Source organism: Oleidesulfovibrio vietnamensis (genome assembly GCF_055388115.1).
In genome coordinates this window covers 1,960,318-1,984,054 of record NZ_AP042419.1, presented here as the reverse complement: position 1 = coordinate 1,984,054, position 23,737 = coordinate 1,960,318, and the positions used below count along the sequence as shown (strand labels likewise).

At 53.8% G+C, this 23,737-nt stretch carries 16 protein-coding genes; all 16 read right to left on the bottom strand.

Annotation, left to right across the window (positions count from 1 at the left end; all coding sequences use genetic code 11):
* Positions 1-89: 89 nt before the first annotated feature.
* Positions 90-323 (bottom strand): DUF2188 domain-containing protein, encoded by a 234-nt coding sequence (locus tag ACZ5D1_RS08945; protein WP_015721203.1) that lies wholly within the window; start codon positions 321-323, stop codon positions 90-92.
* Between the two features lie 175 nt (positions 324-498).
* Entirely contained in the window at positions 499-1,233 is a 735-nt protein-coding gene (gene qatD / locus ACZ5D1_RS08940; protein WP_464554653.1) for a Qat anti-phage system TatD family nuclease QatD, read from the bottom strand.
* Complete coding sequence (gene qatC, locus ACZ5D1_RS08935) at positions 1,230-2,510, bottom strand: Qat anti-phage system QueC-like protein QatC (protein ID WP_464554651.1); 1,281 nt, start codon at positions 2,508-2,510, stop codon at positions 1,230-1,232. The genes qatD and qatC overlap by 4 nt, the downstream gene beginning before the upstream one ends.
* Positions 2,507-3,355 (bottom strand): Qat anti-phage system associated protein QatB, encoded by an 849-nt coding sequence (gene qatB / locus ACZ5D1_RS08930; RefSeq protein ID WP_464554649.1) that lies wholly within the window; start codon positions 3,353-3,355, stop codon positions 2,507-2,509. Before qatB ends, qatC begins: the two co-directional genes overlap by 4 nt.
* The gene (locus ACZ5D1_RS08925) at positions 3,355-5,220 is read right to left on the bottom strand and encodes a KAP family P-loop NTPase fold protein (protein ID WP_464554648.1); all 1,866 of its coding nucleotides are present in this window, start codon (positions 5,218-5,220) and stop codon (positions 3,355-3,357) included. The genes qatB and ACZ5D1_RS08925 overlap by 1 nt, the downstream gene beginning before the upstream one ends.
* A 2-nt stretch (positions 5,221-5,222) precedes the next feature.
* Positions 5,223-6,281, bottom strand: coding sequence for an HTH domain-containing protein (locus ACZ5D1_RS08920; protein ID WP_464554646.1), 1,059 nt, complete (start codon positions 6,279-6,281; stop codon positions 5,223-5,225).
* A 5-nt stretch (positions 6,282-6,286) separates the two neighbouring features.
* A complete protein-coding gene (gene brxL, locus ACZ5D1_RS08915; RefSeq protein WP_464554645.1) occupies positions 6,287-8,332 on the bottom strand; it encodes a protease Lon-related BREX system protein BrxL in 2,046 nt (681 codons plus the stop codon).
* A complete protein-coding gene (pglZ, locus tag ACZ5D1_RS08910) occupies positions 8,329-10,683 on the bottom strand; it encodes a BREX-1 system phosphatase PglZ type B (RefSeq protein ID WP_320361784.1) in 2,355 nt (784 codons plus the stop codon). Before pglZ ends, brxL begins: the two co-directional genes overlap by 4 nt.
* Positions 10,680-12,476, bottom strand: a complete 1,797-nt coding sequence (locus ACZ5D1_RS08905; RefSeq protein WP_320361785.1) for a DUF262 domain-containing protein — start codon at positions 12,474-12,476, stop codon at positions 10,680-10,682. The genes pglZ and ACZ5D1_RS08905 overlap by 4 nt, the downstream gene beginning before the upstream one ends.
* Before the next feature lie 8 nt (positions 12,477-12,484).
* Positions 12,485-15,307, bottom strand: a complete 2,823-nt coding sequence (locus tag ACZ5D1_RS08900) for a TrlF family AAA-like ATPase (protein WP_320361787.1) — start codon at positions 15,305-15,307, stop codon at positions 12,485-12,487.
* Positions 15,304-18,705, bottom strand: a complete 3,402-nt coding sequence (locus ACZ5D1_RS08895; RefSeq protein WP_464554643.1) for an Eco57I restriction-modification methylase domain-containing protein — start codon at positions 18,703-18,705, stop codon at positions 15,304-15,306. Before ACZ5D1_RS08895 ends, ACZ5D1_RS08900 begins: the two co-directional genes overlap by 4 nt.
* Before the next feature lie 23 nt (positions 18,706-18,728).
* A complete protein-coding gene (locus ACZ5D1_RS08890) occupies positions 18,729-19,733 on the bottom strand; it encodes a hypothetical protein (RefSeq protein WP_464554641.1) in 1,005 nt (334 codons plus the stop codon).
* A gap of 4 nt (positions 19,734-19,737) precedes the next feature.
* Complete coding sequence (gene brxC / locus ACZ5D1_RS08885) at positions 19,738-22,170, bottom strand: BREX system P-loop protein BrxC (RefSeq protein ID WP_464554639.1); 2,433 nt, start codon at positions 22,168-22,170, stop codon at positions 19,738-19,740.
* Between the two features lie 11 nt (positions 22,171-22,181).
* Complete coding sequence (locus ACZ5D1_RS08880; protein ID WP_119516651.1) at positions 22,182-22,733, bottom strand: BREX protein BrxB domain-containing protein; 552 nt, start codon at positions 22,731-22,733, stop codon at positions 22,182-22,184.
* Entirely contained in the window at positions 22,720-23,511 is a 792-nt protein-coding gene (locus tag ACZ5D1_RS08875; protein ID WP_273192728.1) for a hypothetical protein, read from the bottom strand. Before ACZ5D1_RS08875 ends, ACZ5D1_RS08880 begins: the two co-directional genes overlap by 14 nt.
* Positions 23,495-23,698 (bottom strand): methylation-associated defense system helix-turn-helix domain-containing protein MAD1, encoded by a 204-nt coding sequence (gene mads1 / locus ACZ5D1_RS08870; protein WP_305858040.1) that lies wholly within the window; start codon positions 23,696-23,698, stop codon positions 23,495-23,497. The genes ACZ5D1_RS08875 and mads1 overlap by 17 nt, the downstream gene beginning before the upstream one ends.
* Between the last annotated feature and the right edge of the window lie 39 nt (positions 23,699-23,737).

Genomic DNA, 23,737 nt, shown 5'->3' with positions numbered 1-23,737 from the left:
CTGACACCGGATACCTGGCATCGAACCGCAACAACTTCGAATCCGCTTTTCGGACGCCGGTTCGGTTCCCAAAACGGGAATCGAATTCATCACCCCTTCGGCGGATACGGATCATTCCCGTGGCTGTCCTTGTTCTGGATCTTCCCGTCTTTGCCATGGATGTAGAACTCGGTGCCTTGGTTCTGGCTGATCTTACGCCCGGCATCGACGGCTTCCTGCTTCTTGTCGAAGTGGCCGCTGCTACGGGTCGCGCCGTCTTTTTTGACATCCCAGCCGCCGTCGGCGTTGGGCACGACATGATGTGATCCTGGTTTCTTTGGCATGGTCGCCTCCTGGGTTACATGGTTTCGCTTGAAATGAGTTGTTCCACTACCTGCAAAGCATCCACCGGCAAGAAGCACTCCGGTCGTGGGCGGTGGACGCCGGGATGTCCGGCCTTGGGGTGGCAGTTCAGGACCCGCTCGACCCATTGGGCGGGTATGGCGTTCAGTCCGAGCATTAGCTCTCCCCATCCATGAGCGAATCTAAATTTCTCAAAAGAGTCTCTTCAACTGCCTTCTTTGATACTGACCAAAGTTCACTTAGAGCAGATGCAACATCCATAGCTTCCCAAGGCATAACGGGGTTCCCCTTGCGGGATGCAAAAGGACCATCAGACTCTGGCAATACTAATCTTGACGGTATTCTTGAAATTAAGTCTTTTCCTTTTTTCGTTGAAGTCATCACGGGATTGACACTGAAAAAGCATTCCATTTTTACCGCATCTTTCAGCTCCGCGACAGATCCGGAAAACCAATGAAGAACAGGCTTTCCGCAGCCAGGGTATTTCTTCAAAATTGATAGGACTTTTGAGACCGCATTTCGAGAATGAATGCTGATAATTCGTCCACCAGCCTTTTCGCACTCTCGGATAGTGCTATCAAATATCAACTCCTGCTTGTCCAGAGTCTTTAAATACCTTGTGGAACCATCGATTCCAACCTCCCCAACAAAATAGGATTTCGGAATTGAACTCAATAACAGGTCAAGTTCATTGTACTTTTCAACAGCAATTTCAGGGTGTAAGCCAAGGGCAACCTTGATGTTCCCATATTCTTTGAAGACCTGTGAGGTTGCCACCCATGCCCTTGGGCTTGTTGTAACAGCCAGTGTAAAGCGGTTCTCACTATTGACCCGGGCAAGGATATCGAGCGCGTTAGGGTATAAATCAAGGTGTGTATGCAGATCTATCATATCACCCCTTTCCCCAATAAAAGTTCTTTAACCTCGTTAAGTCCTCGCGAAAAGACTCCTTCGAATTCACTTCGATTCTGGTGGTCGGCGAAAGACAAGTTCCCAGAAACCAAACGCTGAATTCCTGATTGCTCGGCAACTAAACATGCGTTGGCAGCGGCACCTACATCATCGGGATTCCCATGATTTATTCGTTCAAGTTGCTCTGAATAATAGCCACCTGACGTTTGGTCGACTTCTCCCCAGTGTTGAAATGCAGCCCTCCGAACCAAACAAGGAACACATCTGCCGCAATGTTGCATCTTATAAACCCGATATTTTCCACAACTCACAGATTGAAAAACCAACTCCTTCAAAAGCTGTTGATTTTTGCATTCTGCCAGCACTTCTCCTTTGGTCTTGAACTGATAGGGCATTATGAGATTCAGGCTGATTCCAACTTCATTCCAAATATTCTGAATACCTTTAAGGTAAACAGGATGAGTAGTCTTTGTACTGAAGCTGCCCATGCGGCCTGAATTTAGCGGAATGTTTAGACTGATGAATCCGTTTTCAGGAACGTATATTTTAGCTGGAGAGCTGGGTTGACCTTGGAGCGCAGACGCTGCCAATGCTGCAAAAGCAAAGAAAATGATCGACCGGCCTCTCGTTGAACCTTCAGATTCCCCTTGCGGGGGATGAATCTTGTGGCTCCATTGGAAATGTGCGCTATCAGGTCTGATTCTTTTAGCATAGTCTCTTTGTGTTTTTGCATCTCCCCTCACAACTTGTGATATGAAAATCGGCTTGTGATTGTCAGCTACCAAATCGATTGCCCCGGCTAAACTATCAACACCTCCGGACAACAGAGAAACACAGTCGCAATCGAATCGTTTCAGTCTTTTTGCACTTGGCGGAGTGACACCATTATCTTTAAAAGTAAAAGACCAAAAATCTCCTGTAAGAAATCTAAGAGTTTTTTCAAGCTCCTGCTTTGCAGGCTCCCAAACACCCGGATCATTGAGGTGAACGGTTAAATCTATTTGCCGAGTCCACCCATCCGCACTGTTTTTCCTTGTCAGCGAATTATCGGCGGCCGCAACAGCCAAGGCAATTGTATTGAAATCCCAAATTTTTTCCGAAGGACGCAGTCCAGCTCTTTGAACGTCTCTTATCAAGGTTGAGCCGAAATAGCCGACATTTTCTCTTCGAGGATTCGAGTATATCGAGAAATATTTTGTATCTTCCTCAAGCTGCTGTGGAATGAGGTTTTCCGGAGCACAAACGATCTTCCTCATGCTTCCTCCTCGAACACTTCGAAAGTGGTCTTTATTGCTGATTGAAGCAGGGCGTTCATCTCTGCCTTTGTCGGGTTGTACGTATCCGTTCTCAGCTCCTGTATTTGTGCAGAGATTTCTGACTTCAGATAATCTCGCATATCATTCATTCTGGAAACGGCTTCCCGTGGGGAATATCTGTCACTTTCAAATAGTTGACCTATATCCAGATTGAGTCGATTGAATGCCTCGTTGGCCATGAACAGTTCCATCACGGTCCAAATGCTGTCGTTATCCATGTTGAGAAAGTCAACATCTGGGGCTATCGTCAAAAGATCTGACATGGCTTGAGCCATGGAGTCCCTGCAAGACTCCTCTTCAAGGCTACCTCCAGTTGATATCACTTGATCTATGATTTCATCGGCAACTTCATATGCCGAAAGGTTCTTTGCGGTAAGCTGGTTTACCCAGTCCCTGACTCTGATGTCAGCACTGTCACGAACTCCTTGAAGAAAATTGAAAAGCCCTGCACCGGCAGACGTTGACGTCAGCATTCGGCTGGCAACCCTGGAGGCTCCTCCCATACCTTTTCGGGAGTAGTTCCCTAGAGCTTTCTTTAAAGAACCCCTGTCACCACTGCTTGCATATTCACCCAAATGCCGTCGTGCGTTGCCAAATCGCCTTGGGGGAGCGATCTCCACAGGCTGTGCTGCAGGTCCGGTTTGCTGAAGATTTTGCTCTGCCTGCGCAGGCTCACCGGAAATCTGCTCCAATGGCGAACCGATTTCAGACGCAACAGAACTTAGCCAAGGAGGATCAAATGGAACCCCACTTCCGGGGCCTGAACTTGACGAAGAGGTTCCCATTACCTTTTCCTCCCATCTGTATTGATAGCTTTCCTTACAGGAGCAGGCGAGCTGTCATCCTTTTCCCAGCGTGCCAATAATTCTTTTGCCCATGTCTCGTTGCGTAATTGGGGTATCAACGGTGCGGGTCTTTTGCCAGCCGGGATTTCATCAAGCATGGCAATGAAAGAAGTTGCCAATTCTGGAAACGCCTTAGGTAGATGCAATGCTTGAAAGATAACAGTGGATTCCCATTGCTGGTTTCTGGCTCGCCGTTTCATTCGAGTTAGGATTTTTTCTGACTCAATCACTCCAATTTGCTTGATATTGGCGATAAGCGGCTGCAAGAGCCCCTTGGCTTCACAAAGAGCTGACAATAGCTCTCTACCATCAGGGGAAAGTTCATCGAAACTGGCAAGGGATATAGCCTTGTCCCGGCTCAAATAGAGCAGAGGACGCAAGTCGATTTCAGACAGCGGCGGGCTCAACTTCAACCAGTCTAAAATAAATGGAGCTTTCCACGACTCATGTGAAAATGTGAGTTCTTCAGCTTTGGCGACCTTTTCTTCAAGATCCTGAAGAAATTTCGGTTTGCCGTCCTCGCTGTCACCGACCTGTTTGGCAAGATACTCAAACGCGGCGGCAGGGGCGCATCTTTCAAATAGCTGTAGTTTAACGAGCTCTTCAAAGGAAACGCTCATCTCTTGAGCTTTGGCAACCGTTTCCCGAATAATGAGGTTATTCAGAAACCTCTTGATGAGCCTCGGATTGCCTGCGATGTGATCTGAGGTAGCCATGATATTGGCAAGTTGGTCCGCCAAATCTATTTGAATGGCAAGTTTTGAAGCTGCATTGCCATAGGCATCTTCGATAACCTTTTTGGTTAGGCCACCAGCCCACGATTTTTTGATAGCACTGACGATTGCATCGTGACCTTGATCTTTCTCTTCTTGCGTGATTTGACCACGCCGTTGAGCGAGGTCGGCCAAAAGTAAAATCAGATACCCCTTGACCTCATTGGCACCAAGACGCGGAACCCTGAGCGGAATCTGAATCAGTTTGTCGAAGTAACTTGTTACGAGTTCATCGCTGAGGTCGATATTGCCAAAGTGGGATCTCACCGCATTTCGGATCATCTGTTCGTCAGCTGCAATGATGAATGCCGTTTGAGGAACCAGAAGCAATAACCGCATGGCTTCAAGTGTCGAGATCGCCGTATTGGGTAAACACCGATCGAGATCATCGACCAGAACGATCAACGTCAATTCGAGTTTCTTGAGCAACTCTTGGAACAGTGCTCTAAGAGCCTCTATTTCCTTCGGAACCGACTTTTCTTCTTTCTCATTCAAGAGTTTCAGCAGATCAGGCGCAACCTGATTATAGGATTCCTTGATCTTACTCAGATCCTCTTGGCTCGGCATTCCACTTTGACCTAACAAACCACTGACCGCACCAATGAAAGAGCCGACAGGTCCAGCGACAGCCCCGCCAGTAATGATTCCAGTGGCAACCGGAGCCATGAATTTCGCAGTTCTCAACCAATTGATGCGCTTGATAAACTCTTTGGCCTTGTCGACACAGGTTTTACGCGCTTCGGACTCCTCCATTATTTTGTCGGCAACTTTTTGGAGAAGCGCCATGCGTGCGTCATCGTAGCCTTGATACAGCCAAGCATTGAAATTGATGAAGATGTAGTTTTTTCCACCATCAAGACTTTTGAGAGACTCGCCGATCATCTGAACAAGAGAGGACTTGCCGACGCCCCAGCTTCCTGAAACACCAATAGAGACAGGCTGACCATTTCCATCCTTGATCATTTGCGCTGCTGTGTCTGCGACAACCTTGAAGTTCAATAGGTCTTGAGTTGTTTCTACATCATTCCACATGGCTATTCCTTCACTGCATTCAGGGTGATGACGGCAAACTCTTCATCGATCTCGAACAGATCCGGTGTGGAGCGATGGACGCCGATGCCGTGTTCCATCAACAGCATCACGAGTTGTTCACCGTTCATCAGGGCGATGGGAGTCTTGTCGGGCTGAGCTGCTTCCTTGATGGCTCCGGCACTGAAGTCGCTGGTGGTTATAATCAGCCCTTGCTCGTGCGCTCCGAGGCTGCCGCGTACCTGCTGAACCACCGGGGCCAGGATGTTGTTCTTGAGCTTCCACTTCTTGACCTGGACGGCCATCTTGATGCGGACCACGTCACCAACCACCAAGGTGTCCCGGACATCGATACCGCCGTCGCCGCTGAGTTTGGTCACCTCGACCATCTCGAAGCCCATCTCCGCCAGCAACTGCGAGATGAGTTCTTCGAACTCTCCGGGCTTCATGGCCAGCAGGCGCTCTCGCAAGACCTCCCGAACCTGGTGGTTGTGCTGCTCGATTTGGAATGCGAGACCGCGTCCCATCCATTGGCTCAGACCGATATAGCCACGGCCGTGCTGAACGAAGCGGGGCCGCTCACCGCGTTTCTGCTGGCGCTTGATCTCGGTGATCACTTGGGCGTACATGGAGGCTTCTGGCGTTTTTCCGCTCGTCACCAACCATCCTTTTTCCAACGCCTTCTCGGTGATTTCCTTGTAGTGCATCGGCATTTTACTGCCGAACTCCTCAAGCACCTTCTGAGCACAATCGATGAAGGAAAAAACCGCGTTTGTGGGATGAGGTTTTGAGGGCTTTTCGACAGGTGCAAGAACCGACGCCGTGTCACCCTCTATTTCTGTGGAATCCCGAAGTGCGAAGGTCTGAGGGCCTACTTTTACAAAGGACGACTTATCCCCTTTGCTCTTGATGTCGGTGTAGAGCCGGGCGCTAACGGTGGCCTCCGGTGTCTTACCATCAGACTTCCAGAGCCCAGCTTCGATGATCAGCTTGGCAATTTCAGTGGCATGGAGTGGCTTGCCTGCCTCCTTCAGTATCTGGATAGCTGCGCTCTGGACACTCATACTCGTTACTCCACCATGGCCTTCAAAAGGGCATCCCTGGTATCGGAATAAAACTGGATGTCGATCTTGGTCGCCATATCGTCAGATAGATCGAAAAGTTGCCGACGGCAGGAAACCGGCATCAAGAGAGCCGAGGCACCTTTTTCAACTGCAATCTCGGCAATGGTGACAGGGTTGTGAATAGGCTCGAGAGATCCGCCCAGGTTAATCTCTCCCACGATGATGAGGCCGCCGCGAACACTCTTCTTCAAGAGAGCCGTGCAAAGCGCAATGAGTGATGCCATGCCGAGTTTCGCGCCGGACTTGGATGCGTCAAAGGCTCGGAGTTGGGCGGTGAATTCATGGTGACGAGGGTCTTTGTCCCCGACCAGTTGCATCGCCCGGGCGTAGAGGTTTTGCTCTGCGTAGCCCATGCTTTCCTTGAATGCTGGCGGCACGGGTTTGTTGAGGATCTTGACGCCGGAACCTGGGCCTTCATTGATCTCGATACGGTAAAGTCCCGGATGCTCTTCACCGCCACCTGGCGAGATGGTCCAGACCTGGCCTGGCTCAAGAGGGTCGCCACCAATGCTGTTTTCGCTTTGCAGTTCTGGAGTCGAGACAAACTTTTCTACGCCATCAGCCCCCATCACGTAGCTGAAGTGAGTATTACGGAATTCCGCCGCGCCGATGCGCTTCTGCTGTTCCTTGACGCGACGCCTTGCCTCCATGGCGATATGGACGGCCCACTCGATGTCCTCATCGGCCGTCTCGCCTTCACCGGGATAGAGGAGCTTGAGCAATCCGCTCACCGTTTTATTGACCGCGTTGGTATCGCGCCCTGACAGAGCGCCACCGAAGAACACCCGGTTTTGCAGTACGCTCACTCGGCTTTGATTGCGAAGCTGGCTCCAACACTCGGACAAGAAATCACTCACCAGACCAAAGTGATTCGTCAACAGCTCCTTGCTGATTTTTGGAACATCCCAGCCGGGCAGAAAGGCGTGGATTCGGTCCATGAAAGCGGTGTCGTCTTTCATCTCGGGTGGCATGGGGCCAAACAGGTGTCCGATGCGCTGCTGATGTTCAACATCAACATCGAAGTTGCCAACCAGGACGATACTGCCATCGGCTCGGATGCTTTCCTTGCCACGACTGAATTCGCCGGACTCCATGTATCCCTTCATGATGTTCACGCCATCCTTCTGGTCGAAAGAGACGCCGGACACCTCATCGAAGCAGACCACATCGTATTGGCAGACCAATCCGCGCTGGCCGGTTGCGTTGTTGACGAACATCCGGGCAACCGTGGCCTTACCCCCGGAAATCAGATGCGCATACGGAGAAACCTGCTGGAAGAGATGGCTCTTGCCCGTTCCTCTGGGACCGAGTTCCACCAGGTTGTAGTTGCGCTCGACAAAAGGAACCATTCGCAGCATCAAGGCATCGCGTTGCCGCCGGGACAATCCGTTTGGCTCTATGCCGATGGATCGAAGCAGGAACTCCTTCCACTCGTCCGTCGTGAAGGACTTACGAGCCTCGGCCAGGATGTCGAGCACATCTCGTTTGGAGAGTTGGATTTCCCGGAGCGACTCGACACCGAATGGTCTACCTTTACTCTCCTGGGCGATAGCCGCATCGTAGTTCAGACTGATTTCGGCATAAAAGCCACCTGTCAGCATTCGCTCATGTTCATTCACCAGTTCCGGGCTAATGCGGACATCGGTCAGACGCAGACTGGGGAGTGTAGCGATGTAGGAGTCGGTCTTCGCATCCAGGCGAGCGGTGATGAGGTCGATGATTTTGACCTCGCCATTTTCCCTGGCCCGAGCCTTGAAGAGCTCTTCTTCCCCGGCTTTGACCGTTCGCGATTTGAGTTGCCGTTGGACGATCTCGAGACCCTCATCAATCTCGTCCTGCTCGGTGCTGGCGCAGTACCGGCCGAGCAAAAACTCGACCACATAGGTCGGCACTGGAAACTGGCGGCTAAACGTCCGGACCAGATCCTTCCGGACCAGGTACCCCTCTAGCGAGGAGGCCGCTTTTTTGTCGATCTGGTCCATTTCAATCATGTATTACCTCCACCAATTACTGTGGCGATTTGCGCAACCAGCGATCCATTGGCATCGATCAAGACCACTGTTGCTTCACGCCCCTCCATGTCCTCGTCCTCGACGACTACAGAGGCTGTTCCGTTGTCTTTAAGCGGTTTGCTGCCGACGACCACACTGGACAATGAATTGCCTGCTTGGCTACGAACATCAAGTGATAAACCCGAGAAGTTGCCATCCACGGCAACGGTACAGCGCAGCCCCTTCCACACCACGTCGGTAAATTCGACAGATGCCGCAGCCTGAGCAGATTCGCCTCGAGTTACCGTCAATTGCAGCGTCAGGCACTCTTGCAGGCTCAGGCCGCCATGGGTGTACTCCTCGCCCTTTTTGAAGCAGCTCACACCATCAGCGAGGGCAAAATACTGGTTTGGATTCCAGTACCAAGGGTAAAGCCGCTCCTCGGAAGTGGCCCCTGGTTTTAATGAGGCGCATCGGCCCCACTTGTTATCGGCCAGGGCGCTGGGAAGATCGATTTTTGGCAATCCCCCGGGCAGCAGCAACCAGCCATGGTCTGTCACAACCCGAACACGCTTCCATCCTGCTGCCAGAAGCTCCGTGATACGGTCTGTGATCTCCAGAATCAGGGCATCGATGTGTTTGGCAAGTTTCCACCCACGGTCGTGGCCTTCGTGGTCGATGTCTCCAAACTCGCACCAAGCCATACCCTGGCCATCGCCATCAGCAGAGCGCTCAAGGATCGACCATCCCGCGTCGGCCAGTAACTTCTTCAGGTGATAGCCGCCTTTTAATGACTGACCGGTATCTGCTACAGACGGCTCAAAATCAGGGCTGCCATCCTCACCGCGAATCCTGTCTCGTACCGGGGTTACCGCCGCCTTGCCGGTTGCCGTTACACTCGGCAGGGCTGTCCAAGTAGGTTCCTCGGAAATTTCAAATCCGCATGCCTCTAAAGAGCCAACCAAACGCTTTCCAGTATCAAAACGGAGTCCGTCGACGAAGAGAACGCAGTCCCCGGGACTGAAAGGTGCTGCCTTTGCTGTCAGGCAGGTGCCTCCCGGGTACGATGCACCATCTACCAATTTCTGGAGATAGCGGGCTGATTCTTCCACCCACGGCAGGTAAACAGATCGAATAGCGGTCGTTACGGCATCAAAGTCGGCAGAGCTTTCGACCTGGCCCAAAGCCCGGATCACTCCGTCATCGACCCGCCATCCGTGACTGCGATATCCCGCTGCGAGGTCGTCCACCGAACCTGCGGCAAGGCCGCTTTTGGTGATCTCGGAAATGGTCGCCAAATGTTCCACTGCGCAGGCCAGGGGCGCATCACCCAGTTCGGCCCAGACCAGAGAGCGCCTGCGCCCGTGCTGTTTTTCCAGCTCCTTAATCTTCGCCCTCGCTTCGTGCGCGGGCGCTTTGGCAAGGGCCATCAAATCACGGTGAAGGTTTTTCTCCTGGTCATCATTCCACTGAGGCCAGCCGTCGAAAGAACCGTCTCCCATGTGCCAGAAAATGGTGTCACTCGGCGGACGACATTTTCTGATTTGTGCCGGAATGTTGGGGTAGCGCTTAGGTGCCTCGCAGTAGCGCTCCCAAACGGCATGCCACGGACCTTCATGGTTTGCGAGCTTGGTGCTCCCGGCCAAAACGCCTTCGTTCTGGGGGTTGAAGGCCAGTTGAGACTTGCAGACCTCGACAAAGGCTTTCCACTCGTTCTCGCCACGACTTGCCTGGAAGGCGTCCCCCTGATCGAGCCATTGCAGGAGGTCGCGAATCGGGTCGCCACCGGTCAACAGGGTGTTGAAGTAGTCCTTGTCCAGACGCTTGCCTTTCAGCAAGGAGACATCCTCGTCGAGGAGCCGATACAACGCGAGCTGCATGGCGTTCTTGGCATCGTTGTCTTGGGCGACATCCAGCCCAAGCCCTCCCTGATCGGATTTCAGATAGGCCAGGATCGTCCAGTCTTTCGCATTGATTTGTGACCAGATCACGCCCCGGTATTGCAGTTCAGCAAGCGGCTTCAGGTGATCCGGGCAACTTTCGACAGCCCGCAGGTCTTGGCGGCTGACGCCCGGCAGATAAAAAATCGGTGTCCGATCCTTGGGCAGCGAAAGATCTTCGGCACGACCGGCAATCACGCAACGCAACCAGATGGCAGGCCCAATACGCTTGTCTGGCGCATAGTCGCCCAGAATCATGAGTTCAGGCAGTTCGGCCTGAAGAACGGGTATGACGGCTTCCCACTGATGGTCACGATCCGGCCACAGAATACAGGCCGGAGCGACCTGAACCTCCGGGTTGAAGACAGCGGCATCACGAACCGTTTTCAGGAGATGATCAAGCACTCTCATGCTTCACCTCCTTGTAGCTTGAAGAGTTGAGTTACTTGCTGAACGAGCTTGTCTGTCCGCGAATCGATCTGAACTACGCTCCAGCCCGCCGAAGCGGCCAAGTCCTCATTGAGCTTGAGCCCGTTTTTATAGCCAACAGCACGACCTTGCCGGTCTACACGGTCTCGCTTGTCCTCAAAGCTCTTGTTGCCTAGCGCACTGTTAAATCCAGAAATTGTCAGGTTGCCCAATTTGTGAACATGCGTCTGTTGAATTTCCTTCGCTTTTATCTCATCGCCATCGGCAATCATGGTTATCCAAGACTGTGGGATGTTTTCCCCTTGCGGGAAAATATGCTCGATGGTCCACACGAATTGCTTGTTTTCAAAACGCCACAGATCGACCCAGCTCTCTTTGGTCATGGCTTGTTCGGCGAGTGCGCAAAGAATGAACCGGGTTACTCCTGAATTTTCCTCATAAATCGGCCCATCCAGCTTGTGTTGGAATGCCTCATCCGTTGCGGAGACGGCCACCAGTTGCTGCTCAATTGACTGGGGAATCGCATCAGCACGCAGCCCACTGATTTTGTCGATCACAGTCATGAACAGTCGAGTAAGGTCTCGGGTTGGAGGTGTATCGGTCAAATTACGACGAACGAAGAAGCGGACGAGTAGTTCGACTATGGAGCTCAGGTGAGCATTCGTAAGCTCGAGCTCATCCTTTCGCACAAGCAAATACAACATCAGCAAATACGATGGGGCACCCTGAATCCGCTCCAAATCCTTGATCGGTTTTTCGAGACCATTGAGCGCGTCATCCTGGTTGCGAGAAAGTATCAGCGAATAGAGTCGACCAGCGGCACTGATCTTCTGCAGGCAATCCTTCGCGTCATGGTTGATGAGCTTTTCATAGATCTGAATCAGGTTGGACCGGGTGGCGACCGGAACTTGGTGGACCGCTTTGAGCTGATCCTTGAACGCGTTGTAATACTGACGGAAGAAACGCTCCTGTATGGCGTAGTCGTCACCGAGGTAACCCAAGAGACGATTCCAGTGCCCAAAGTAGTGATCTACCTTGCCCGGCTCGATGGATTCCAGACGAGCCAGCAGCTTGTTCTTGATGAGGTCGATGGCCGTTAGCGGCATGCCTCGATTGTTTAACGACTCGAACAGGGTATAAGCGTCAGCGTGACTCGCCACCTCAATCTTGACTAGGCACGCATGGCTGACCTTGTCCAGAAATTCCATGATGGTTCCCAGCCGGTTGCTTCGGCCGTTTGCCATTTCATCTATGCGATCCTGGAAATACCGATAGGCCCGAAAGATCTTGCGGTTGCCAGCGTAGGCGGGGACATCACATTCACTGATGACCCCGATTTCGGCGAGAACAGCGCGGTAATCGGGGTTGTTATTGTTCTGAATCTGCGGGATCAGACGAATCTGATCGTCCCCTTTCTTGAGGACCAACTTTCGCTTTAAATTGATTAGCTCAACGCGCTGTTCATCATCCAAATCGGTTTCATGGCTTTTTAGGGCATGGTAGACCGAGGCAAAAAGCAATGAGAGCGTCGTCAGGCGTTGTTGTCCGTCAACCAGTTCAAGTTTCTGAACTGAAAGCGCATCGGTCGATTGGTTGATGCAGATGATTGAGCCAAGGAAATAGCCCGGATCGTTCTCAAGCACATCGTCGAACAGGTTTTCCCACTGATTTTTGCCCCAGGTGTATTCACGCTGGTAACGTGGAATGGCATAGACCACGCCCGCTTCGATATCGAAGAGCTGTGAGACTGGGTAGTTATTTACGGATTTAATCATCTAACGCCTCAAAAATGGTATTTCTCACGTCTACGGCGGAATGCTTCTTCCGTCCCTTCCATGATGTCGAGAACAGCCTTGGTTACAGACGCCTGATCAAGCCCCCCGCAAGCAAGGGCTTCACCTTTGCCGTCTCGGGCTTCGAAGGCGTAGACCAGCTCGGCATCTCCGTTTACCGGCAGATTGGCGTTGTGCGTAGCCATGATGAGTTGACGCTTCGATTTCACTTTGCGCAGCATCGGGATCAGCTCCCGGAACACAAAGTTGGAGTCCAACTCATCCTCGGGCTGATCGATGACCAACGGCCCACCTTCCTGCGCCAGCAACAGTGCAAGGGCGGCGGTGTTTCGCTGACCGTCAGAGAGGGAACCTTCGGCGATACTGCCTGCAGTCGATCCATCCGCCCGAAACAGTTTCATGTCGACGGTGTCTTGTACCCGAGAGCAGCGCAGTTTTTCCCAACGTTCAAGATTGTCTTGAATGTGCTGGAACAGATCTTGGCTGTTCGACCCGAAATCCGGCCCTGTCGAACCTTGCTCCACAGACAAACGCTCTTCCAGAACTTGCCAGGGCGACTCAGCATCTTCCTGTCCGGTAAACAGCGTATAGAGCGTCTCCCCACAACTTTCCCAATTTTTACCTAGCCGCGTCCGCCCATCAGAGGGCGCAAAGCTCTGCCAGAGCTCCCGGAAATTTTTATAATCTTGCTGGTATTTTGCTGAGACCTCGATAAAACGCTGCCTGCCTTCGTTTAGTACAGCGAGCTCATTGGCTCGTTCGGCGGCTTCAACGCGCTTCTGGAATTGATCTCGCCAGATCTGATGCAACTGCTGCATGAGCAGACCGGTGTCTCCCGCAGCTTCTTTTAGCCGCTGAATTTCAGCCCCGGTTTCATCAATCTCCCGCTGTTTCTTGGTGCGTGATTGATTGATTTCCTGAAGATGGCCAACATCATCCGTTGTCAGACCTTTAGCCGCGCAGGCTTCACTGAACTTGGCGTCGGCCTGATCCAGTTCCTCCCTGATCGCATTCCATGCCGGATCGTTGGTTTTAAGATCCTCGACAGCGGCTTCGAATTGCTCGACGGCATCGCGGATAGTTCGGGCCAACGAATCCTTGGCGGCCTTTACCTTATCGTCGAATTGCCTAAACCAAGCCGCGTGAGTTGAATCTGTAACCTGAAATGCTACGTGCGATGCGGCGATTGTCTCGGCCAGGGAGGCAACGTCGGTGAACTGCTTGCCTGGTGTTCCTGCAAGCCCTTCGAGGTAACGTGCCTCGGCCTTGAGGAGTTGGTGTTGGCGGGCATCCTCTTGAATCTCGCTTCGGGCCTTCCATTGCCGGTCCAGTTCTTGATGCTCTTGCTGGAGCCGCTTGTAATCCTTTTCGAGTGTCTTGGCCTTGCGGAGATTGGAAAAAGCGTCCTGGATTTGCAGCTTGAGCTTGTGCTCCCGATCTGCCAGCTCATCCAGTTCGTTTTTGGTGAATCCGTCGACCAGCTCCAGCAGCCGTTGAGCCTGCCGAACGCTTCCGTCATCGATTTTCGACTCGGTCAGCCGGTTGAGCTGCTGCTGGCTGTAAAAGCGAAGAGGCAAGCTATTGAAAAAGGTTTCAGGATCGGCCAGGTCGCGACCCTGCACGGTTGGGCTGCCGTTTTGCCAAACGATACGATCTTCGACGCCATCCGCGCTGACCCAGCACACTTCGACTTCTGCGCGGGGTTCGTTCAACGTATCGCGTACTCGTTTGATCCGCTCTTTGGTCCCGTAATCAAGATCCTTCGATTTGTCCTTTCCAAGGATGATTCGCAGGTATTCAAGCAGAGTGGATTTCCCGCTGCCTCGGCCCCCAATGACACAGTTCATGTTGGGGGAAAAATGCACCTGCTGATCGGCCAGGAACGCCACGTTCTTGATCGAGATCGACTTGATGGTCGCCTGACGAACACGCTGTGCGGGGTGCGTATCTGTTGTTACATCTTCCGGCAAAATGATGCGGGATTCATGGTCGAGGAACGCCTGGCGGAGCGATTCGATGGAGGGCTCGGACATTTTGAACCATGAGTACCGGTAGCCAATGCTGTTAGGCGTCGGCTTCTGATGCTCATCGAAGTCGACCAGCTTCTTGTTGTCCGAAGACATGAGTGTGGCAATGGGGCGAATGCGCTTCCAGCCTGGCTGACAATCGTCTCCAGAACGCAGAAGCCGCTGATATCCAGCGCTCATCAAGTGAACAGGCTTTGGCACTTCTACCGCAAGCAGATCAGGATTCGTGAATTGATCCTGTTGCAACCATTCCGCTATCGAATCGCTGTCGAAAATGCCGTCGTTACTGGTTGCATGCGGCATGATGACGATTCCGCCATACTTGTCTTGGGTGATGCGCAAAATCTCTTTCAGATTTTTGTCTGATTTTTCGAGCTGTCCTGCCGCATTCACTCTCGGGTAGCTCACACCGCATTCCGTAAGAATCGAGTCCAGCCGAGTCAGGTCCGTTCCTGGTTCGAAAAGACAAAGAACATGAACGCCCCTGCCAACGCCAGCCGCCTCGAACTCAAATCCTGGAAACAAGGTGATCTTGTGGCTGAACTCCCGATCAATCTCATCGAACGCAGTCTGCAGATGTGGAATAAAGTCCTTGCTCAGAAAGTTGTGGTCGGTAATGCCCACCACATCCAGCCCCTTCTCATAACAGGCCTCCGCAAAAGCCTTCGCTGCGGCAGCCTCTTGTCCGGCTTCGAGGCGGTCTCCGGCCCAATGCCTTGCATCTGCAGGCGTCTGCATCTGCAGGTCGCATTTCAACCAGCGCATTCCTTTGTAGCAGAAGGTCATTCGGCGGCCTCCCTTGCGGCGCGTTTTTCGGCCAGGGTCAGGTGGTGGTCGTTGATGCGGTCGCCGTCAAAGACGTGATACCAGGGGGCGGATTCCACGTCCTTGCCCCGGTCTTTGTTCCAGTTGATGTTGGGTTTGTCGCGCAGGACACCCGCGCCTTTCTTGCCGACATCGGGCACGGTGAGGAAGGGGCGGATGTTGAGGCGCACGCCGTCGTTGAGATCCGGGTCCCAGCCGATGGGCTGTTTTTCTAGTGGTTTCCAGCGCACGAAGATGTCGTAGGGTGCTTCGCCTTCGAGGATCAGCTCCAGTTTTTTCTTGAGGGCCTCGGCGGCGGCCAGGCGCTCCTGGGCTCCGTCCACGTGGCTTGCGATGTCCTGCTTCTGACGGCTGATCCAGTCGCCCAGGTAGGTGTAGATCAGGGTCTCCAGCAGCTTGGCGTCGAGCTTGTGGTAGTTGATCAGAGCAGCGAAGCCGTCGCGCAGGCCATCCCAGATATGCCAGATGAAGGGACGATGCTGGAACAGCTTGCAGTGCTGGGTGAAGAACTTCTCCCGTAGCCAGGTCTCCAGTGTCTTGCCCGCGTGATCGGCGCTTTTGAGCAGCGAGGCCAGGGTGTCGTTGGACCAGGCATCACCATAGGCGGCGGCCAGCAGGTTCAGCAGGCGGTCGGAGGCAGAAGCCTCGCCCCGCACCGGCGGGATGCAGACGATGCCGTCATCATCGGCGTAGCCAGCTAAGGCTTCACAACGCTTGACCCATTCGCGCTGCTCGTCGGCCAGTTCCATGCTGGTATCCAGTTCGGCAGGCCAGCGATAGCCGAGAAGGCGGGCAACGGCAACATGCAGCACGCTGTCATCAGTTCGTAGCGGGCCGTGAGCTGTCCACTTTTTCTCCTCATCCCAGACCACCGAGCCACAGGGGTGACCATGGAAGATCCATTGGGTGGGATCGTCGGTGCAGGGCTTGGGCAGGCCGTTAGGGTACTTTTCTTCGGCGACCTTGGTCCAGTGGTCGAGGTCAAAAGGAAGACTTTCAAATACTGAAGTTGCAACACCAAGCTTTTTGTCTAATTGCCTAACCAATGAATTGAAATCCGGATGAGTGCAAAAAGAATAGATTGTTATTAATTCAGTTTCTTTTTGGGGTGTCAAAACAACAGCACTCTTATCAAATAATTTGCCTAAATACGGGGTACTTCTCATATCCCCAACTCTACCTACGATAATCCCTTGTTTTTTCCACGCATAGTGGCCCTGAATTCTAGCAGCTTTGCTCTGCGCTAATTCGCCTTCACCTTTTTCCCAACGAATGAAGGTAGATAGTCCGTCTAAAGCCATGTTTTGTGACGGAGATGCCTGAAAGTAGTCCCAAAACAAACCCTTATTAGCTATTTCCCAAAAACAACAAATATACTTTGCAGAATCACCAGTTGAAAGACCTTCTGTTGATTTAACAGGTACTTTTCCCCCTGATAAATCTAGGTCAAAAGTAAGTCGAAATTGCGGATTATTAAGCTGCTTTGCTTGTGATACTGAAGAAACTTGTGAACAACAAAGGAGTTTAGATTTTTGAAGATGCTCTACTTCCTCAACTGCAACGCTGTGTATTTTATCTTTAACGCGTAGAGATTTTTTTTCAAAAACACCTAAAACAACAGGAAAATCATACATCTGCGTGCTAAAACTTTTATAACCAAGCCTGGCTGCTAGTTTCCAGCTCATATTTTGCAGCTGCTGTTTTCGAAATGAAGAAAACGAACCAAGAAACATCCAGTTTTGCGATGAAACAAAAGCAACGTTGCCATGGTCAATGAGAAGCTCTTCCATTCTTTCTATTAGTGATGTTGCAAGATCATTTGAGGCACTTGAATAGTTTTTATCTAGATACTTCAGCAAGATTTCGTTCATCTTGCCTTTGCCAAGATATGGGACATTAGTCATGGTAAACGCATACTTTTGTGAGAGCAAAACGGACGCTTTTGCAATGCCCTTCGCAACAGCACCCATCTCACTTTTTTCATCATTTTCCTCGCCAGCCAATGCTTTCGTAAGCAACGGTCCGACTTCTTCCCACTTCAATTCAAACAGCGACCCCTTGCCCAAACTTGCTTCCGGATTGATCAGACTGCCAAGTACTGGTGCGTCCTTGAACTGCTTATAAAGCTCATCGAGGGCAAGCCGCAGATTGGTGTTGTCTCCAGCCAGCGCCAACCATTCCTCTTTCTTGGCGCTGATCGACAAACCAGAACAGGCGACATTCAATTCCGGCAACACCCGGTAGCCGCCAGCGCTCGGGTATTTCCACGCGGTCAGGGCAAGGGCAAAAGCGGCCAGCTCCACGCAGCGCTGATCCAGTTCCAGGCCATGGATGTTTTCCCGCAGCACCGCGTCCACCGCCTCTCTGGCGGAAAGACCGTCGCGCTCCATGCGCATGGGTACAAGCATCAGAAAGGCTGCCACTAGGAAGTGACCGGAGCCGCAGCAGGGGTCGAGGGTCTTCAGGTCGGCAAGCTGCTCCGGCCAGCCGTCAAAGGTTCCGGCCGCCGGTGTCCAGCGCTTGTTCCCCGCATCGTCTTCCTGCTGCACAAAGCGCAGATAGTCCAGCGGCACACCGGGTATGGCCGCCTTCCGGCGCAGTTCCTCTTCGCTCTTGGCGTTTTGGAGATCGGCCTCGGTGAGCCGTTTTGCCGCCCACCAGGCTCCGAGGGAGTTGTCGAGCAGGAAGCTGACCATGTAGGGCTCAGTGAAGAGCTGGGTGACGGCAGGCAGCTCCCGTGCGCCGATCTTGACCTCGGAGGCATTAACCTCGTCCTTCTTCTTGGCCTGCCAGAACTGATAGACCCACCCCAAACTGTCGGAGGCGGTGAAGACCGGAAGCTCCAGGTCGGCCACCAGGCGCTCTAATTTCTGCTGATACTCGGGCGGCAGGACCAGATGAAAAACAGGTGAATCGAGCCGGAAGATCTGCGGCAGCATGCGGGCGGCAAACCGGGCGGCCAGCTCCCAACCGTTGGCCGCGCCTTCATCGGCAGCGAGGTCTTCACACTCTTCGAGGGTGACCGCCACCGGATCGTCCGGGTCCGGATACATCAGCAGATTGTTCTCGGCCAAGAAGCGGGCAAACAGCATGCGGTGCCAGTGCTCGTAGGCGACCTCTTCGATCAGCCGGTCCATGGTCTGGATCTTGCCACCGTTCAGGGAGTCACCTAGTTGACGGCCGTGGACGCGCAGCTTGCGGCGCAACTCCCGGTCCTGTTCGCTCAAGTGAGCAAAGGGCGCGGCTTCACCCACACCTAGTTGTTCCAGCGCGGCACGGGCGGCGTCTTCGGCAATATCACGCGCATCCTTGATGGTGCGTTCGAGTCGGTTTCTTAATGTTTTGTCGAGCGGCTGCATGCGTTATTTCCCCTGAAGGCTGCTTATCGAATCACTATCGGCCCGTTTTGCAGGGCGGCCTTGAGTTGTTGTTTCACGTCGTCGACCCAGGCATCGATTTCCTCGTCGGTTTTCAGCGTGCGGCGCGGCACCTGAATGAATTGAGCCTGGGGTTCACACAGTTCGGCGGCCCCGCTGGCGACGTTGTCGAAGCGGGCGGGCATGGCCGCCACGCGGTCGGCAAACATCGACAGGGCGCAGTTGTCCAGAGTGGCCAGCACATCGCTGGTCGATTGCACCTCCACCTTGGGCCGGGCAGATTCGTGCAGGAACTGGGCGGACATGAGCTGGTAGCGCTGTTCCGGTTCCAGTTGCTGCCAGTTACTGTCATCCGCCAGGCGTTTGAGGCCTTCCGCATGACGGGCGGCATATTCGCCATCGAGCTTGTTGAGCTCATCGCGCAGCAGTTGGGTCAGGTTGGCGATCAGCGGCCCGACCAGGTCGGGTTCTTCCAGAAGCTGGCGCTGCTGCTCGATGGTCTTCACCTGGGCCAGTATCGCCTCGGCGTCCTGAAGCCCGGAGGCGTGAGTCATCAGGCGCTTCAATACGCTCCAGTTGGGCCAGCGTTTGGTGATGCGCTCGGCAAGGTCGGTCCAGCTATCGATGTTGCCGCCCAACTCTTCCCGCCGGTTGTAGAGGGCAAGCAATTGCTCATTGCCCGCAGTAAGGCGGATTTCGTCGAGGGGCGTGGTGTCCGGCCGGGCCGGTTTCGGTGCCTCGCCGCCTGCCTGGTCGGCAAGCTCCACCATTTTCTGCAGGAACTGCGGTATATAGGCCAGCTCCTCGCCCTGTTTGGCCGAGAGGCCGACCTTCTGCAACAGCTTGCGGATCTGGATGCGTTGGGCGGTGGTGACGGTGGCGGATTCCACCTTGAACATCACCTTGCCGATGGTTTTGCGCTCCAGCTCCTTGGGGTCGAGGGTTTGCCCACGCTCGTCCTGCGCCCGGATCAGCCCGGCCACCAACAGCACTTGCAGGCCGCCGTCCACGGCGTCAGCGCGACCATCCGTAGGGTGAAGACTCGAACTGAGTGCGGATGTCCGCGCCTTTTTTGCCACCGGCGATGAAGCCGAGAATGGTTTTGCACACCGGATTTTTCGCAGGTTCGCCTTCATCGCCGACGGCCTTGAGCGCATCGGGAGCGCCTTTCTGGGCTTTTTCATAAACCTTGGACCAGCCCACGTGATCGGCGGTATGGAACTGCGGGTAGAGCCGTTGCAGCGCGTTGCCGGAGGCTTCGAGCACCATCTCCTGCAGATCGTTGCCGAGGATTTCATTACCGCCGCCCTGAAAGACGCGGGCTCCGGAGAAGGCTTCTTCGAGCAGTTCGCGGATTTTGCCTTCGGCGGTCTGCTTGGTGGTCTCCATGGCCGCTCGGGCTTCGGTGCCTTCCGGGGTGTTGGGAACACCGCGTTTATCCAACGTGGCGCTGGCGGCCTTGTAATCGATGAGGTGGTGGCGGAGGTCATCGGCCGAACGCTTGGGAATGAACACAAAAACAGTCGGGGATTGATTGCCCGCTTGCCTTGAATCGGCCCGCACCGAGTTTTCGTCAATGCTCCAGCCGTCGCGAACCCAGACGCAAATGCGCTGATCGGCATCGGTGGGAAGCTGGGCGTCGAACACCGGATAGATGTCGCGGGTGACCTTCGAGCTACCCTGGGTCAGGGAGAGCTTGCGCACCATCTCGCCAAAGCGCTTGCGGATGCGGTCGTCGCGTTCGGCCTCGATGCGGTGCGCCTCGTTGGACAAGGCGGAGCGCTGGCTCAGAAACTCATCACTCCAGGCCGCGCTTTCCTCGGTTTGAATGCGATATTCATCACCGACCTTCATCAGCAGTTCGCATTTATCCAGCAGGCTGGGCAACTTGCTGCGTAAACTGCTGCTGCCGCGAGAAAGGTTTTCGACCAGTAGATCGGCGAGGGTATCAATGGTGGCCCGGATGCCGATTTCGTTGTTCTGGCTACCGAGCTTATTGATGAGGAAGACCAGGCCGCAGGCGCGGGCCATGAGCTGTTCTTCTTCCGATCCCTTGTTCCAGCTCATGGTCTTTTCATGGACCTTGCGCGGCAGAATGCGTGACTGGAGCAATTTGTCGGCAGAGTCGAAGTAGAGATAGTCGGCCGGTACAACATGGCCCAGGGGCTCACTCAGGTTGGTCTGAATGACCTTGTGAACCATGCTGAGCTGGTTGCGGAGCTGACTGTCGGTTCCGGTCTGATCCATCACCCGCAGGGTGTTTTCCCAGAAACGACGGCGCACCGGCAGAATGGGATAGTCCTGGGGGAAATGCGGAATGTCGTCCTGCCTGTGACCGATGGTCGTGCCCGCCAGATGCCGGGAGATCTCGCCCAGGTTGGTTTGCATGATCTGCTCAATGGGCGTCTTGGCTTCCGGCTTCTTGGCCAGAATGACCTGACGGATGACCGCGTCGACGTCGGCATCGGAGAGTTCCACGCGGATGGTGAAACGACCTTCGAGTTTCTTCAGGTTGCTGGTGCCGGTCACGGCGGTCTGACCGGTGCCGATGAAGAGCAGTTTGCCGCCAATGTTCTTGCTGCAGGCTTCCACCGCCTCCTGGACGTCGATGGAGCGCTGGCTGTCTTCACCGATGTACTGCTGCACCTCGTCAAGCACCACCAACGTCAGCGGGAATTTGCCGTCCTTCGTCAGCGCCTGGCGAATGGCCTTGAGCATGTCGTCGCTGGAGACGTCCTGAACGTAGGGGTAGAGATTGTTCAGTGTCTCGACGCAGGATGCGGGTGATGAAAAGAGCTTGGGCTTGGCCTGAACCAGGGCATCGTGAAGGCCCTCGGCCACATAGAAGTTGTCCAGCTCTTCGTCCCAGTCGAAGCCATTCTGTTCAACATGAGCGCGAACCTGGTCATAGATGCCTTCGTGCTTGAGCCACATGACGAATCGGGCAACCGGATACTGCTCAGGCAATCCAGCGGATTTGAAGAGGATGCGCAGGAGTGCCAGCCGGACACTGCCGCTCGCACCCGCTCCCAGCGTGCCGGATGCGGCGTGCAAGCCCCCATGGCGCTTGGCCTGGGTGCTCAGTTCCTTGAAATGATCAGTGATGCCTTGAGGCAGGTTGGCAATGCCGCGAGCCGTGGCTCCATCCTCGAAGACCGTGTCGACCCAAAGCGCACGGAGCATTTTGACGAGGTGCGATTTACCTGATCCGTAAAAACCACTGACCCAGACGGCTGGTTGCTGTGCCTGGTCGATGTTTTTGAGGTAGGTCTCAAGGATGTGTGACATCCCTTTCTCGTATTGGCCGTCACAGACGAAGGTCTCCAGCTCGTAACGGAGTACCGCCAGGGCCTGACTGGTCTTCTCGTCGTTGACGCTTGCCACACCCTCGTTGACCAGTTTTCGGGTGGCCGGATCTTTTTGGTAAATATCGCGATTATTCATCATCAACCCCTCGTTCAATATTCCTTGTCCGCAGTGATCGGTACGGCGAGATAGTTCCACCCGTCATAGCCATCCAGCAGCCTGTAGTTGTTGTTTTCATAGCTGCCCGGGAAAAAGACCAGCAGCCGTCCCTTGACCATCGGGGCCAACTTGTCGACGACCTCTTTCACTTTCAGAAATCCGAAAAGCGAACCGACGCCTTTAATTGCCACGACGGAATCGGGTCCGATCTCGTTCTTTTGGAGGAAGGTCTCGAATTCATCGGTGATGAATGCGAGGTATTTCGGCAGTAGCGTGGAGAGCAGATGCGGCTTCTGAAAGTAGCTCTTGGCGTACCTTTGCGAGGCGAGCCAAATGGCAAAAGTATCCGTCAGGTCGAACATGGCCCACTCGTGGCCTGCCTGTCGCGTGACGATTTCGAATTCATCGACCTTGGCCCGCAGCCAGCGTTCCTCCGTTTCGTTGTAAACACAGAAGATCACGCGCTGTGCAGCAGCGGCATCATCGCGCCACGGAACGGAGATGTATTTGCTGTAGGACTGTATCAGCCGCTTAACTCTGCTCACGAAGCCACTCCATTTCTTCTTGATTGATCAGGTTCGGAAACAGAACCTCGATGACGTCACCCACGCGTTTGAACACGATCCAGCCTTTGCGAGAGGCCGATTCGGCAAGTTCAATGGCTTTGTCGAACGTGCAATCGAGCAACTTGGTGTATTCCGTTTGGAAAAGCGCCTGTCCTCTACTGCCTGCGAGATAGCCAAGGAGCAAAGCGTAAGAGACGCTCCCGGCGGTAGGATTAGCGCGGGAGCGCACTTTCCGGGCGCGTCCATAGAGGTGGCCGGACTTGGTCCACGTTGAATTGATGTTTTGCGCCGTTGACTTCAGCGTCGCCTTGCTGAAGCGGCCAGGCTCTTGGGCGTCAATAAACTCCTCAAGAGACTCACGGGTAATCGTTGCGCCTTCAGGAAATTTCAGAATGAACGGTGCTGTAGACCGGAAAATGGAGTCCCGAGCGAATGTACAGAGCAGCGCCAGCAACGGTTGCCCGTCGATGTCGCGATTCCAAAAGTAGAGAAGAGCCCGGAAGAGGACGTTGGTGCGGTCAAGCGAGTAAAGATCAACGAGATGTCGATAGGTGAGTGTGCGGGTCTTGCCAGAGCGCTTGCCCAGGCAGTTCTCATCATCTATCGCCTGGAGGTAATCGCTCTTCTCAGCCTCGGGCCGGTCGACATAGGTCAATAAGGCCCCCAGCTCCTCAAGCATCATGGTGCGAGAAGTATGAGCGCCTCCGCGTTCGAAGCTGAACCCGAACCGGGATAATTGTTTATTCTTTTCCGTCATGCTCACCGCTGGTCTCACTTGCTCCGCCTTTGCGAACCCACTCGTCGATTTCGTCTTTCTTGAATTTCCAGAGACGACCGATTTTGTGGGCAGGCATGGCTTTTTCGCTGATCCACTTGTAGACCGTATCTCGCTTTATGCCGAGATAGGCCCCAATCTCATCTACGGATAGCCATCTGTCTTCCATCGTCTTAACTCCGGGTGCTCGCCGCCATCTCAAACGGTG

Bases quoted from the DNA above. Each gene is read 5' to 3' on its own strand.
- pglZ (WP_320361784.1), bottom strand. From the start codon at position 10,683: ATGAGAGTGCTTGATCATCTCCTGAAAACGGTTCGTGATGCCGCTGTC.
- brxL (WP_464554645.1), bottom strand. From the start codon at position 8,332: ATGATTGAAATGGACCAGATCGACAAAAAAGCGGCCTCCTCGCTAGAG.
- ACZ5D1_RS08900 (WP_320361787.1), bottom strand. From the start codon at position 15,307: ATGACCTTCTGCTACAAAGGAATGCGCTGGTTGAAATGCGACCTGCAG.
- qatB (WP_464554649.1), bottom strand. From the start codon at position 3,355: ATGGGAACCTCTTCGTCAAGTTCAGGCCCCGGAAGTGGGGTTCCATTT.
- ACZ5D1_RS08945 (WP_015721203.1), bottom strand. From the start codon at position 323: ATGCCAAAGAAACCAGGATCACATCATGTCGTGCCCAACGCCGACGGC.
- qatD (WP_464554653.1), bottom strand. From the start codon at position 1,233: ATGATAGATCTGCATACACACCTTGATTTATACCCTAACGCGCTCGAT.
- qatC (WP_464554651.1), bottom strand. From the start codon at position 2,510: ATGAGGAAGATCGTTTGTGCTCCGGAAAACCTCATTCCACAGCAGCTT.
- ACZ5D1_RS08895 (WP_464554643.1), bottom strand. From the start codon at position 18,705: ATGCAGCCGCTCGACAAAACATTAAGAAACCGACTCGAACGCACCATC.
- ACZ5D1_RS08920 (WP_464554646.1), bottom strand. From the start codon at position 6,281: ATGAGTGTCCAGAGCGCAGCTATCCAGATACTGAAGGAGGCAGGCAAG.
- ACZ5D1_RS08925 (WP_464554648.1), bottom strand. From the start codon at position 5,220: ATGTGGAATGATGTAGAAACAACTCAAGACCTATTGAACTTCAAGGTT.
- brxC (WP_464554639.1), bottom strand. From the start codon at position 22,170: ATGATGAATAATCGCGATATTTACCAAAAAGATCCGGCCACCCGAAAA.
- ACZ5D1_RS08875 (WP_273192728.1), bottom strand. From the start codon at position 23,511: ATGACGGAAAAGAATAAACAATTATCCCGGTTCGGGTTCAGCTTCGAA.
- ACZ5D1_RS08905 (WP_320361785.1), bottom strand. From the start codon at position 12,476: ATGATTAAATCCGTAAATAACTACCCAGTCTCACAGCTCTTCGATATC.
- mads1 (WP_305858040.1), bottom strand. From the start codon at position 23,698: ATGGAAGACAGATGGCTATCCGTAGATGAGATTGGGGCCTATCTCGGC.